The organism is Variovorax durovernensis (assembly GCF_977011995.1).
In genome coordinates this window covers 5427839-5440985 of sequence record NZ_CDRNCW010000001.1, presented here as the reverse complement: position 1 = coordinate 5440985, position 13147 = coordinate 5427839, and the positions used below count along the sequence as shown (strand labels likewise).

The 13147-nt window shown below is 68.4% G+C and carries 11 protein-coding genes; 10 read left to right on the top strand and 1 reads right to left on the bottom strand.

Annotated features, from left to right (window positions below; genetic code table 11):
• Positions 1–24: 24 nt before the first annotated feature.
• The 5 genes from ACWV14_RS25870 (at position 25) to ACWV14_RS25850 (ending at position 4548) form a co-directional block, all read left to right on the top strand.
• The gene (locus tag ACWV14_RS25870) at positions 25–1275 is read left to right on the top strand and encodes a toxic anion resistance protein (protein WP_454904418.1); all 1251 of its coding nucleotides are present in this window, start codon (positions 25–27) and stop codon (positions 1273–1275) included.
• Positions 1272–2867 carry a substrate-binding domain-containing protein gene (locus ACWV14_RS25865; RefSeq protein ID WP_454904417.1) on the top strand — a complete coding sequence of 532 codons (1596 nt, stop codon included), beginning with the start codon at positions 1272–1274 and terminating at the stop codon, positions 2865–2867. Before ACWV14_RS25870 ends, ACWV14_RS25865 begins: the two co-directional genes overlap by 4 nt.
• Entirely contained in the window at positions 2867–3496 is a 630-nt protein-coding gene (locus ACWV14_RS25860; RefSeq protein ID WP_454904416.1) for a hypothetical protein, read from the top strand. The genes ACWV14_RS25865 and ACWV14_RS25860 overlap by 1 nt, the downstream gene beginning before the upstream one ends.
• A gap of 70 nt (positions 3497–3566) precedes the next feature.
• Positions 3567–3683 (top strand): helix-turn-helix domain-containing protein, encoded by a 117-nt coding sequence (locus ACWV14_RS25855; RefSeq protein ID WP_454904415.1) that lies wholly within the window; start codon positions 3567–3569, stop codon positions 3681–3683.
• A 52-nt stretch (positions 3684–3735) separates the two neighbouring features.
• On the top strand, positions 3736–4548 hold the full coding sequence (locus tag ACWV14_RS25850; protein ID WP_454904414.1) for a hypothetical protein: 813 nt from the start codon (positions 3736–3738) through the stop codon (positions 4546–4548).
• A gap of 22 nt (positions 4549–4570) precedes the next feature.
• On the opposite strand, the gene ACWV14_RS25845 is transcribed toward ACWV14_RS25850, so the two are convergent.
• A complete protein-coding gene (locus tag ACWV14_RS25845) occupies positions 4571–6202 on the bottom strand; it encodes a SulP family inorganic anion transporter (RefSeq protein ID WP_454906071.1) in 1632 nt (543 codons plus the stop codon).
• Positions 6203–6379: 177 nt separating this feature from the next.
• On the opposite strand from ACWV14_RS25845, the gene ACWV14_RS25840 reads away from it, so the two are divergent.
• The 5 genes from ACWV14_RS25840 (at position 6380) to ACWV14_RS25820 (ending at position 13131) form a co-directional block, all read left to right on the top strand.
• Positions 6380–6883, top strand: coding sequence for a (2Fe-2S)-binding protein (locus ACWV14_RS25840; protein WP_454904413.1), 504 nt, complete (start codon positions 6380–6382; stop codon positions 6881–6883).
• Positions 6880–9129, top strand: a complete 2250-nt coding sequence (locus ACWV14_RS25835) for a molybdopterin cofactor-binding domain-containing protein (RefSeq protein ID WP_454904412.1) — start codon at positions 6880–6882, stop codon at positions 9127–9129. The genes ACWV14_RS25840 and ACWV14_RS25835 overlap by 4 nt, the downstream gene beginning before the upstream one ends.
• On the top strand, positions 9126–10430 hold the full coding sequence (locus ACWV14_RS25830; protein ID WP_454904411.1) for a c-type cytochrome: 1305 nt from the start codon (positions 9126–9128) through the stop codon (positions 10428–10430). Before ACWV14_RS25835 ends, ACWV14_RS25830 begins: the two co-directional genes overlap by 4 nt.
• Before the next feature lie 205 nt (positions 10431–10635).
• Entirely contained in the window at positions 10636–11361 is a 726-nt protein-coding gene (locus tag ACWV14_RS25825) for a hypothetical protein (RefSeq protein WP_454904410.1), read from the top strand.
• A 201-nt stretch (positions 11362–11562) separates the two neighbouring features.
• Entirely contained in the window at positions 11563–13131 is a 1569-nt protein-coding gene (locus ACWV14_RS25820) for a TerC family protein (RefSeq protein ID WP_454904409.1), read from the top strand.
• The last annotated feature ends 16 nt before the right edge of the window (positions 13132–13147 follow it).

Here is a 13147-nt window from a genome sequence, read left to right as displayed (position 1 = left end):
CAACGAACGAACCGAGGATCGACCATGAACGCGCCTGTCACCACCGCAACCACCAACACCGCTGCCGCCTCCATCGACCTGCAGCCGCCCCAGGCCTTCACGCTGGAGCCGCCCGCGCCCGTCGCGCCGGTGCCGGTCGAGTCGGCCAGCGGCAAGGTGCGCCTGAAGCCCGAGGACGTGGCCGAGCTCGATGCGCAGGTGGCGCGCTTCATCGACGACATCACCCAGCACGACAGCCAGCATCCGCAGTTCAAGGAAGCGGTGGAGCGCATCCATTCGATGGGCAGCAAGGACATCGAGGCCTCGGCTTCGGTGTCGAACCGAATGCTCGAGCGGCCCGTGGGCTCGCTGCGCAACGGCCTGTTCGACAAGGGCGCGCAGATCGGCCAGTCGCTGATCGACCTGCGCCACCAGGTGGAAGACCTCGATCCCTCGAAGCAGGGCGACCTGTTCTCGGCGCGCAAGCTGCTGGGCATCATTCCGCTGGGCAACAAGCTGCTGGCCTACTTCGAGCGCTACCAGTCGTCGCAGTCGCACCTGAACGCGATCATCGAATCGCTCAAGCGCGGCAAGGACGAGCTGCTGCGCGACAACACCGCCATCGAGCAGGAAAAGGTCAACCTCTGGACGCTGATGGAGCGGCTCGAAAAGTACGTGCACATCGGCAAGGCGCTCGACGGCCAGCTCGACGCCAAGGCGCGCGCGCTGGAAACCACCGACCCCGAGAAGGCCCGCGTGATCCGCGAGGAAATGCTGTTCTACGCTCGCCAGAAGGTCACCGACCTGCTCACGCAGCTCGCGGTGAACATCCAGGGCTACCTGGCACTGGACATGATCCGCAAGAACAACCTGGAGCTGATGAAGGGCGTGGACCGCGCCACCACCACCACAGTGGCCGCGCTGCGCACCGCGGTGATCGTGGCGCAGGCGCTGTCGAACCAGAAGCTGGTGCTCGACCAGATCAGCGCGCTCAACGCCACCACCGGCAACCTCATCGCCAGCACCAGCGAGATGCTGCGCGACCAGAGCAGCGCCATTCACCAGCAGGCCGCCTCCAGCACCATCGAGATCGCCAAGCTGCAGCAGGCCTTTGCCAACATCTACCAGACCATGGACACGATCGCCGACTTCAAGAGCCGGGCGCTCGACTCCATGCAGACCACGGTGGACACGCTGACGAATGAAGTAGCCAAGAGCCGCACCTACCTCGACCGCGTGCGCCGCCAGGAAACGAACGAGGCGCTGCAGCAGCCGCGCGGCGAGGTCGCGCTGTGAGCCTGTGGTCGCGCCGGCTGGCGCTGACGCTGCTGGCGGCGTTGTCGCTGGGACTTGCGGCTTGCGGCAGGGATGAGCCGCAGAGCACCGCGCCGGCTGTAGCAGATACAGCCGCCTTCACCATCCTCGCCGGCTCGGAGCTGAAGGACCTCGAAGGCCCCATCGTCGATGCCGCCAAGGCGGCGGGCGTGGAGGTGAAGTTCTCGTACGCCGGCACGCTGGACATCGTCGAGCGCATCAACGCCGGCGAGCGCTTCGACGCGATCCTGCCGCCCAACGGCGCGTACCCGGCGCTGGCGCTGCAGAGCAAGCCGCTGGCGCGTGACAAGCTCTTCTACTCGCGCATCGCGCTCGGCGTGAAGAACGCCAAGGCTGCGCAGCTCGGCTGGAACAAAAAGCCGCCGGGCTGGGCCGAAATTGCCAAGGCCGCGGGCTCCGGCCAGCTGCGCTACGGCATGACCAACGCCACCAGCTCCAACACCGGCATGAGCGCGCTGTTCGCCGTGGCCTCCGCGCTGGCCGGCAAGACGGAAGACCTGACGGCGCAGGACGTGGACGAGAAAACGCTCAAGGCCTTTCTCTCGGGCCAGAAGCTCACGGCGGGCAGCTCGGGCTGGCTGGCCGACGCCTACGTGAAAGATCCGTCCGCCATCGACGCGATGGTCAACTACGAGGCTGTGATCCTGCGCGCCAACGAGAAGCTGCCCAAGGCCGACCAGCTCACGCTGATCTATCCGCGCGACGGCATGATCTCGGCCGACTATCCGCTGATGCTGCTCAACGCCGGCAAGCGCGACGCCTACACACAGCTGGTCGGCGCGCTCAAGGCCGCGCCGTTCCAGCGCGATGCCCTGTCGGCCGCCTTCCTGCGCCCGGCCAACCCCGAGGTCCCCGCCGCCAGCGCCTTGCCGACCGCCGCCGTGGCCGAGCTGGGCTTTCCCAACCGGCTGGAGGTGATCGACGCGGTGCTCGGCACCTACCAGTCGCAATGGCGCAAGCCCGCCACCTCGATCTTCGTGCTCGACCTCAGCGGCTCGATGCAGGGCGCGCGGCTGGAGTCGATGCGCGAGGCGCTCAAGCTGCTGTCCGGCGCCGATGCGGCCAGCACCGCGGCAGCCACCGCCAGCACGCGCTACAGCGCCTTCCAGAGCCGCGAGCGCGTGGTGCTCATCACCTTCGCCACCCAGGTGCAGGCCCCGGTGTGGGTGCGCTTCGACGCCGACCAGATCGACAGCGCCCGCGCCGAGCTGCGCCAGCGCGCCGATGCCATGAAGGCCGACGGCGGCACCGCCATCTACTCGGCGCTGGCCGCCGCCGAAGACCTCGCGCGGCAGGAGCAGCGCAACGACCCCGGGCGCTTCGTCAGCATCGTGCTGCTGACCGACGGCGAGAACAACTCGGGCCTGCGGCCCGGCGAATTCCGCGACCGCTATGCGGCAGGTGGCCTGCCGGCGCGCATCTTCCCGATCCTGTTCGGCGAAGGGAACGTGGACGAGATGCGGCAGATCGCGCAGCTCTCTGGCGGCCGCGAGTTCGACGGCCGCAAGCTGCTGCTGGCGCAGGTGTTCAAGGAAATCCGGGGCTACCAGTGATGCCGGAGCGTTCGCTGAAGCTGCTCGCGCTGCTGTTCCTGTACGGCAACGGCAACATCCTGGGCTGCGCGCTGGCGCTGCTGGGTCCGGCGCTGCTGTTCGCGGGCGTGATCGACCGGGGCTGGCTGCTGATCACCGCCGGCCTGTACGTGGCCGGCTGGCTGATGGGCCGCAAGGCGCCCGAGCTGGAGCGCCGCATAGAAGACAGCCTCAGCGTGGAGCAGACGCTGGAGCGCCTCGACCACGTAGTCGCGCAGGCGCAGCCGCACCTGACCGAGGACATGCGCAAGAGCCTGGACAACGTGCGCGGCTCGGTGGGCGAAGTACTGCCGAGGCTGGTGGGCGCCGGCTCGCACGGCGACGACCTGTTCACCGTGCGCGAGACCGTGCTGCGCTACCTGCCCGAAACGCTCGCCAACTACGTCGCCCTGCCGCCGGCCTTCCGCATGACGCATGCGGTGAAGGATGGCAAGACGGCGCGCCAGTTGCTCGGCGAACAGCTGGGCCTGCTCGATGCCAAGCTGCGCGAGATCGTCGCGAACGTGGCGTCGAGCGATGCCGCCGCGCTGGTGGCCAACGGGCAGTTCCTCGAGAAGAAATTCCGCCAGCCCGACTTCCTGGCCAGCTGAAACCAGCCGCGCTGAAGCTCAGAACGGATATTGGCGCGGCGTCGTCTGGACCGTGATCCAGCGCAGCTCCGTGAAGGCTTCCACGCCGGCCTCGGGCTTCGGCAACCTCTCGCACTTCAGCCGCGTGTTTCGCGAGCACACGGGCGGCAGCCCTGGCGAGTTCAGGCGGGAGGCGGTGAAGCGCTAGCAAGTGCGAGCGCGGTTCCCGGTCGAGGTGGCTGTGGCATTCTTGGTTGGCCATGACCAATCGCGCCTACCTGTTCAACACATCAATTCCCGTCTGCGGTCGCGCTCAGCTCGAAGAGGCGTCGGTGCGCGACGGGTCGCCCTATGCAGAAGTGGCTGAGGGCGCCAATCAGATTCCCGCTATCTGGTTTTTCTGCTTCCGCGAGGAAGACTTGATTCCCGCAGTCTTTAGCTTCAGGCGGCACGGCAGCCTCGTGCAGCAGGAGGTCCTGTTGCCGTGCGTTCCCGTCGAGATGGCGGTGAGCAATCTGGTGGAGGCCCGAATGCGGCTCGATGCTTTCGTTGGAGACAGTGCACTGGTCGAAGACTACTGGCAAGCTGCCGTCGAATCGTTGCGCGGACTTGCCCTGCCATTCCTCGTCATGGACCCGACGGAAGTTTTTCTGCTGAACGATCCCGAAGAAGATGCGCGCACCTTCGTGACTGCGTTGCAGGGAGGCGAAGCGGCGTTCGAGGCCATCAGGCAGCTGTCGTTCTATGAAGAGCAACAGACGCCGTATACGTACAGCGAGTTCATGTCGGCCGGAGCGCTGGAACATCGTGGTCGACGGCACAACTCCGCGGCGCTGCTTGGAGGCTTCTTCGCGGCACCGGCGGCAGCTTTCGATGCCTCACCCGTTCCGGCCCCGGCCTCGCCCGATTTCACTCTCAGGATCCGGCTGTCGCTCTCGGCGGAGCGTGCGCCGACATCCATTTCGTTCGATGCGGCCGCAGCGATGGCTTCTGCCCGTCGCGCCTGCCGGCCGCAAGGTCTGCATGAGGCGAAAAGCGAAGCCAGGCCGAAGCCATGGTGGAAGATCTGGTAGAGGCCAAGCCCGTGTTTCTCGCTCACTGCACCGCATCGTCCACGCTCCAAGGCGCATAGACATCAGCGTGCAGGTCGGGCGAGTTCACCTTGGCCAGCAGGTCGCGCACGTCGTCCTTCACCCGCGCCAGCGACAGGCGCAGGCCGCGCACGCGCACATAGGCCGCGAAGTCGCACAGCGCCTCGATGCTGGTGGCGTCTAGGTCGGGCGACTCTTCAAGGCTCAGCACCATGCGCCGCAGGCCCGGCGTGGCGTCGATGCGTGCGCGGATCGACGCGAACACCGCATCGGCATTGCCGAAGAACAGCGGCACTTCGGGTCGCGCGATCAGCGCGCCCGGCGGCACCACTGCCTCTGGGTGCCGGGCGGTGTCGACGTAGTCGTGGCTCTGCCCCAGCCGGCCGAGCCAACTCACCGTGGTGCGCGAGAAGCCGCGCAGCAGCAGCAACAGGCTCACGCCGATGGCCGCCAGCAGCCCGTCGAGCACGCCCAGCACCAGCACGGCCGCCACCGCCACAAGCGCCACCAGGCGGTCGCGCCGCCAATGGAAATACGGTCGCAGCGCCGAGGGGTTGAGCGAATGGCTCACCGCGTTGATCACGATGGCCGCCAGCAGCGGCTCGGGCGTGTGCGCGATCCACGGCAGCAGCGTGAACACCGCCACCCCCACCACCAGCCCGGCCACGATGCCCGCCGCGCGGCTCTGCGCACCCGCCGATTCGTTGGCCGAGGTGGCCGAATAGCCCGCGCCCACCGGCATGCCCTGGAACAGCGCCGACAGCATGTTCGCGCCGCCCAGCGCCAGCAGGTCGCGGTTGGCCGACACGTTGTCGCCGTGGCGCATGGCGAAGGTGCGGATCGAGCCGTACGACTCCGCATAGAGGATCAGCGCCATCGCGAACGCGAGCCCGCCCAGGTTCTGCCACTGCGCGCGGTCGAGCTGCGGCACGCCGGGGTGCGAGAAGTCGAGCGAGATCGGCCCCGCCGCGGCCACGCCCCACGCATGGCATAGGCCGCTCACGTCGAGCGCGATGCCGCAGACGATCACCAGCAGCGCGGCCGGCACCGCGCGCCAGCGCGAGAGCCCGCGCAGCAGCAGCAACGCGGCCAAAGCCATCGCCGCTCCGGCCAGGTTCCAGTGCCGCCATTCGCCGACCAGCCCGGCGAAGAGGCGGAAGAAGTCGCTGTGCACCGGCTGCACCGACAGCACCTTGGGCAGCTGCTTGACCACGATGGTCAGCGCCAGGCCCAGCGCAAAGCCGCGCAGCACCGGCTTGGCGATGAGGCTGGACACCGCGCCCAGCTTTGCAATGCCCGCGATCACGAAGAACACCCCGGCCAGGGCGACGATGGCCGCGCCCATTGCCAGCCGCGTGGCCGTGTCGATGCCCGGCATCGACGTGGTGGCCGCGAACAGCACCGCGGCCGAGGACGAGGTGGCCGAGACGATCGCGAAGCGGCTGCTGCCGAAGATGCCGTAGACCAGCAGGCCGGCGAAAAGCGCGATCACCCCGGCCTGCGGCGGCAGGCCCGCGATGCCCGAATAGGCCACGGCCTCCGGCAGCAGCAGGCCGGCGATGGAGACGCCGGCCACGAGGTCGGCGAGGCCGGGGCGGCGGGTGGTGCCGGGCGGCGGGGCGGCTTCTGCGGGCATGGACATGGCCTTTTTTGTTGTCGCGGGATGCTGGCAGCCGCTGGCGGACCGGAAGCTGACGATGAAAACTTTCGTAGGCGGTTGCCGGCACGTCTGGAAAACTCCAAGCGCATTTTTCGAACTGGCGGTATGGTGCAGTGCCGACCCCCGATGAAACAAGCAGAAAAGGCAGGGCCCATGATCGATATCAACATCAACGGCCAGTCCGTTGCTGTCAACGCTCCCGACGACATGCCCTTGCTCTGGGCATTGCGCGACATCGTGGGGCTTACAGGAACCAAGTTCGGTTGCGGCATCGCGCAGTGCGGTGCCTGCACCGTGCACCTCGACGGCCAGCCCGTGCGCTCTTGCGTGCTGCCGGTCGGCGCGATCGGCAAGAAGGCCGTCACCACCATCGAAGCCATCGCGCAGACCCCGGCCGGCCAGAGCATCCAGAAGGCCTGGCTCGAGGTCGACGTGGTGCAGTGCGGCTACTGCCAGTCCGGGCAGATCATGTCCGCCGCGGCGCTGATACAGCGCACGCCCAACCCGAGCGACGCCGACATCGACCTCGCCATGTCGGGCAACGTCTGTCGATGCTGTACCTACTCGCGCATCCGGGCAGCCATCAAGCAGGCCGCGACGGGCAAGCCCGAGGTGCTGCAGTCGGTTGTGACGATGCCGGCCAGGAGCGCATCGTGAGCGCCGCCGCCGGAATCAGCCGGCGCGCCGCCCTGCAGGCCGGCGGCCTGGCGCTGGCCTTCACCTGGGTCGGCGGCGGGAAGGCCTTTGCGGCCATCAGTGCGCGCCAGCAACCCTCGGACGCGGCCGCCGCGCTCGCGGACGGCAACCCCGCCTTCGCGCCGAACGCCTTCATCCGCATCGACGCCGACGGCGGCGTGCGCCTCGTGATGCCGATGGTCGAGATGGGCCAGGCCATCTACACCGGCTCGGCGATGCTGCTGGCCGAGGAACTCGGCGTCGAGCTCGACCAGGTGCGCGTGGAGCATTCGCCGCCCAACGAAGCGCTCTATGGCATGCCGCTGCTCGGCGGCCAGATCACCGGCGGCTCTACCAGCACGCGCGGCACCTACGCCGTGCTGCGCGAGGCCGGTGCCGTCGCGCGCACGCTGCTGGTAAGCGCTGCAGCAGCGCAATGGAGCGTCGACCCCGCGAGCTGCACGGTCGCGCGCGGCGTGGTGAGCCATCCGGCTTCGAATCGGCAGCTCGGCTTCGGCGCGCTTGCAGCGGCCGCCGCGAAGCTGCCGATGCCGGCCAAGGTGGCGCTGAAGGAGCCCAGGGATTTCAAGCTCATCGGCCAGCCGCTGCGGCGGGTCGACTCGGCCGGCAAGGTCAACGGCAGCACGCAGTTCGGCATCGATGTGCGTGTGCCGGGCATGAAGGTGGCGACGGTCAAGGCCAGCCCCACGCTCGGCGGCGTGCTGGCCTCGGTGGACGACAAGGCCGCGCGCGCGATTCCCGGCGTGATCGACGTGCTGCGCATCAAGGACGCGGTTGCCGTGGTGGGCGAGCATTTCTGGGCCGCGAAGCGGGGCCTCGATGCGCTGAAGATCCGGTGGACGCCGGGGCAGAACGCCACGCTCACGACGCAGCAACTGCGCTCGGCGCTGGCCGATGCGCTCGCGAAGGACAAGGCGATCGTCGGCAAGGAAACCGGCAAGCGGCCCGAGGGCACGCTGGTGCAGGCCACCTACGACCTGCCGATGCTGGCACACGCGACCATGGAGCCGCTCAACACCACGGTGCATGTGCGGCCCGACGGCTGCGAGATCTGGGTCGGCACGCAGGTGCCGGCGCGCTGCGTGAGCGTGGCCGCCAAGATCACCGGGCTGGCCGAGGACAAGGTCGTGCTGCACAACCAGTACCTTGGCGGCGGCTTCGGCCGGCGGCTGGAGACCGACTCGGTCGAGCAGGCCGTGGCCTTTGCGAAGCAGGTGGCGTATCCGCTCAAGGTGGTGTGGACGCGCGAGGAAGACATCCGCCACGACATCGTGCGGCCGATGTACCACGACGACATCTCGGCCGTGGTCGACGGCGACGGGCAGATCCTGTGGTTCGGCGACCGCATCTCCGGCGGCACCGTGCTGGGCCGCTGGGCCCCGGCCTTCATGGGCAAGGACGGCATGGACGGCGACCTGATCGAATGCGTCGCCGAGCCCTGCTACGACCTGCCGAACCTCAAGGTGGAATGGGTGCGGCACGACATGCCGAGCGGCCTGAACGTCGGCTGGTGGCGCGGCGTGGGGCCGACGCACAACCTCTTCGTGCTGGAGAGCTTCATCGACGAACTGGCGCAGCGCGCCAGGAAAGACCCGGTGGCCTACCGGCGCGCGCTGCTGAAGAAGAACCCGCGCACGCTCGCGGTGCTCGATCTGGCTGCCGACAAGATCGGCTGGGGCAAGGGCGCGCTGCCGGCACGCGTGGGGCGCGGCGTGGCCGTGGGCGACCCGTTCGGCAGCCGCGTGTGCGCCATGGTCGAGGTCGAGGTCACGCCGCAGGGCGAGGTGCGGCTGCGGCGTGCGGTGGTCGCGCTCGACTGCGGCATTGCGGTGAACGCGAGTTCCATCGAGGCGCAGATCCAGGGCGGGCTGCTGTTCGGGCTCAGCGCCGCGCTGTTCAGCGAGATCACGCTGCGCGAGGGCGCCATCGAGCAGAGCAACTTCCACGACTACCGGATGCTGCGCATCAACGAGTCGCCACCGGTCGAGGTCCACACCGTCAAGAGCGGTGAGGCGCCCGGCGGGCTCGGCGAAGTCGGCACCGCCATCGCCGCGCCGGCGCTGGCCAACGCGATCTTCGCAGCCACCGGCGTGCGCCTTCGCGCGCTGCCCGTGAACCGCGCGCTGCTGGTGCAGGACAAGGAGGCGCTGAAGAAAAAGATCGCCGATGCCGCGCATACGGCACCGGGTGAAAGGAGCACGGCATGAAGCGACTATTCAAGCTGCTGGTGGCCGTGTTCGTGGTGGGCGCGGCGCTCTACTTCTTTCTCAACCGCACCGACAAGTCGGAGGGCGAGGCGCCCGTGCTGGCCGGCGCGCCGGCCGATGCGGCGCCGCTGGTGCGCGGCGAATACCTCACCAAGGCCGCCGACTGCATCGCGTGCCACACGGTGCCCGGCAAGGGCGAGCCCTTTGCGGGCGGGCTGCCTTTCGTGCTGGCCTTCGGCACCATCTATTCGTCGAACATCACGGCCGACCCGGCCACCGGCATCGGCAACTGGAGCGACGACCAGTTCGTGCGCGCCATGCACGACGGCGTGCGCGCCGACGGGCAGCGCCTGTACCCGGCGTTCCCGTACACCGCATACACCGCGCTCAGCCGCAAGGACGTTCTCGCGATCAAGGCGTATCTCTTCAGCCTGCCCCAGGTGAAGCAGCCGAACCGCGAGGCCGACCTGGGCTTTCCGTTCAACCAGCGCTGGGCCATGGGCTTCTGGAACGCAGCCTTCTTCAAGAGCCGCCGCTTCGAGGCCGATCCGTCGCAGCCGCCCGCGTGGAACCAGGGCAAGTACCTGGCCACCGCGCTGGGCCATTGCGCGGAATGCCACACGCCGCGCAACTTTGCCTTCGCACTGGAGACGAGCAACAACCTGGCGGGCGAAACGGTCCAGGGCTGGCGCGCCTACAACATCACGTCGGACGCGAAGAACGGTATCGGCGGATGGAGCGACGCGGAGATTGCCGCGTACCTCACGACGGGGCACGCCGATGGCCGGGGCTCCGCCTCGGGGCCGATGGGCGAGGCGGTGGAACACAGCCTGCAGTACCTGAAGGCCGAGGACACCGCGGCGCTGGTGAGCTACCTGCGCACGGTGCCCGCGAAGTCCGGCAAGGACCCGATCGAGATCGATGCGAAGGCGCCCTGGGCCGTGGCCTCGAGCGCGGCCGCGCCGGCGGCCAACACGGCCGAAGGGCATGAGCAGGGGCTCAGGCTCTTCGCCGCGGCATGCGCCAGTTGCCACCAGTGGAACGGGCAGGGGCAGCAGACCAACTACGCGTCGCTGCTGGGAACGCGCGGCGTGAACGACCCGGGCGGCGCGAACGTCACGCAGATGATCTTGCGGGGCGTGAAGATGCGCGTGCATGACAACGAGGTCTACATGCCCGCGTTCGACAAGGCATACACGGACACCGAAGTCGCGGCGCTCGCGAACTACGTCATCGCGCAGTTCGGGAACAAGCAGGGCACGGTGACGCCGGAGTTCGTGGCGAAGCAGCGCGCGCAGTGAGTGCTTAAGCAGAGGTCAGACAACGGCCCGCGCGGAACTTAAGTCTTCCTACCTATCGGCCCTGTCGACGCGGCGCCGATACCGGAAAAAAGAGCCCCGCGACGCCGTGCGCATGCGCGTTCTGACCGCATCGCGCTGTTAAGGTGTGCCCCTGCTTTTTTCGATCCACGCTCCCCGCCCGCTGTCCACGCATTGGGCAGTCCACATGCCCATCCGTCACGCCAGAATCTTTCCCTGCCACGCGTTCTACTGTGTGCTGGGCGGTCTGGCCGTGGCCTATGCGTTGTGCGCGGTGATGCTGGTGCCTGCGCAGATATTCATCCTGCCCTTTCTTTCCGATGGCGAGCCGGTGTCCGACGAAGGCATGCTCTTCCTCGCGTCGATGGCGGTTCCGGTGGGGCTTTACCTGATCGTCTGGCGCGGCGGCGATTTCTTCGCGTGGTGGCGCACGCCGCCGGTGCTCACGCTCGGCGCGCACGGCCTGCTGCTCGGCCGCCGCACTGTCGCCTTTGCCGACGTGACGCGGCTGCGCCATCGCCACGGCCGCAACCACATGCTGATCACCACGCGCCGCGGCAAGACCACGCGGCTGCGGCTCGGCCTTTGGGACCACGCGGCCGCGCTGCGGGCCGAGATCGAAGAGGCGATCGGCAGGGTGCTGCGCGGCGAGGTCGAGCGGCGCATGCATGCCGGCGACACGGTGGACTTCGGCGCGCTGGGCATGAATGCGGAAGGGCTGGTGCACAAGGGGCAGCTCATCGCGTGGTCGAGCATCGACACGGTGCACACGCAATCGGAGACCGACGGCGTGCTGGTGGACGAGCATCTGGTGATCATCGCGAACGGCCGGACGCGCCGCATCGACCGCTCGAAGATCGAGAACGAACCGGTGCTGCTGGCCTGCCTGATGCAGCGCCTGCCGGCCGGCTGATGCGGGTTCGATAGACTGGAGGGGTGAAATCCTCCTCCGAGCCTCCCAGTAGGCCGCTGGCCTGCGCCAGCTTCCGCCTGTCTCCGTGCGCCGCGACCGACCTTTTCGCGGCTCCCGTCCATCCCGCCTTTTCCCCGTCGTTGCCCGACATGGCCCGCGCCATGCCGGGCCGTACGCGTTGCCGCGCCTTCTTCTTCCGCCATGATCGTTGAACTGCTCACCGACCCCGCCGCCTGGATCGGTCTCCTGACGCTGGTCGTCCTGGAGATCGTGCTGGGCATCGACAACCTGATCTTCATCGCGATCCTCGCGGAGAAGCTGCCGCCTCACCTGCGCGACCGCGCCAGGCGGCTGGGCCTGGGCCTGGCGCTCTTCATGCGGCTGGGGCTGCTGTCGGTGGTTTCGTGGCTGGTCACGCTGACAGCGCCGTTGTTCACCGTGTTCGGCCAGGGCTTTTCGGGGCGCGACCTGATCTTGCTGGTGGGCGGCCTGTTCCTGCTGTTCAAGGCCACGTCGGAGCTGCACGAGCGGCTCGAGGGCGTGACGCACATGGCCGGCGGCTCCACGGCCTATGCGAGCTTCGGCCTGGTGGTGACGCAGATCGTGGTGCTCGACGCGGTGTTCTCTCTCGACGCGGTCATCACCGCCGTGGGCATGGTCGACCACCTGCCAGTGATGATGGCGGCGGTGGTCATCTCGATCGGCATCATGCTGTGGGCGTCGAAGCCGCTCACGCGCTTCGTCAACGCGCATCCCACGGTGGTGGTTCTGTGCCTCAGCTTCCTGCTGATGATCGGCCTGAGCCTGGTGGCCGAGGGCCTGGGCTTTCACATTCCGAAGGGCTACCTGTACGGCGCCATCGGCTTCTCCGTGATGATCGAGGCGCTGAACCAGTGGGCCAAGCGCAATGCGCTGAAGCACGAGGCGCGCCGTCCGCTGCGCGACCGCACGGCCGAATCCATCCTGCGGCTGCTGGGCGGCCGCGCGCCGGGCGAACCGGCACTGGCCGGTGCCTCGGCCGACGGTGCCATGCCCCTGCCGGAGCCGGCTTTCGCGGTCGAGGAGCGCAACATGGTCAGCGGCGTGCTGTCGCTGGCCGAGCGCAACGTGCGCTCGGTGATGACGCCGCGCGCCGACATCTCCTGGGTGGACCTGAACGACGACCCCGAGGCGGTGCGCGAGCAGCTGCTCGACACGCCGCACGGCATCTTCCCGGTGTGCCGCGGCTCGCTCGACGAGGTGGTGGGCGTGGCACGCGCGAAAGACCTGCTGGGCCACCTGCTGCGGCACGGAAAGATCGACGAGAGCGGCGGCCTGCGCGCGCCGATCTACGTGCCCGAGTCGACCACGGTGATCCGCCTGATCGACACGCTGCGCGGCGCGCGCGGGCAGCTTGCGCTGGTCAACGACGAGCACGGCTCGCTGACCGGCGTGGTCACGCCCATCGACGTGCTCGAAGCCATCGCGGGCGAGTTTCCCGACGAGGACGAGACGCTGGAAATCCAGCAGACCGCCGCCGACACCTGGACCGTGTCCGGCAGCGCCGACCTGCACCTGCTGGAGCAGGCGCTGCAGACGCACGGCCTGCTGAGCGACGACGACAGCTACACCTCGGTCGCTGGCTTCCTGCTCGCGCGCTTCGGCGGCCTGCCTTCGCCGGGCCGGAAATGGGTGCATGACGGCTGCGAGTTCGAGGTGACCGACGTTGACGCGCAGCGTATCCGCACGGTGGTGGTGCGGCGCCTGCCTGCGACAGAATCAGGGAACTGAACTGCTGTTGCAAGAG

What these genes read in the sequence shown, in the direction of transcription:
- ACWV14_RS25840 (WP_454904413.1), top strand. Translation starts at nt 6,380, where the DNA reads ATGATCGATATCAACATCAACGGCCAGTCCGTTGCTGTCAACGCTCCC.
- ACWV14_RS25860 (WP_454904416.1), top strand. Translation starts at nt 2,867, where the DNA reads ATGCCGGAGCGTTCGCTGAAGCTGCTCGCGCTGCTGTTCCTGTACGGC.
- ACWV14_RS25850 (WP_454904414.1), top strand. Translation starts at nt 3,736, where the DNA reads ATGACCAATCGCGCCTACCTGTTCAACACATCAATTCCCGTCTGCGGT.
- ACWV14_RS25870 (WP_454904418.1), top strand. Translation starts at nt 25, where the DNA reads ATGAACGCGCCTGTCACCACCGCAACCACCAACACCGCTGCCGCCTCC.
- ACWV14_RS25845 (WP_454906071.1), bottom strand. Translation starts at nt 6,202, where the DNA reads ATGCCCGCAGAAGCCGCCCCGCCGCCCGGCACCACCCGCCGCCCCGGC.
- ACWV14_RS25830 (WP_454904411.1), top strand. Translation starts at nt 9,126, where the DNA reads ATGAAGCGACTATTCAAGCTGCTGGTGGCCGTGTTCGTGGTGGGCGCG.
- ACWV14_RS25820 (WP_454904409.1), top strand. Translation starts at nt 11,563, where the DNA reads ATGATCGTTGAACTGCTCACCGACCCCGCCGCCTGGATCGGTCTCCTG.
- ACWV14_RS25825 (WP_454904410.1), top strand. Translation starts at nt 10,636, where the DNA reads ATGCCCATCCGTCACGCCAGAATCTTTCCCTGCCACGCGTTCTACTGT.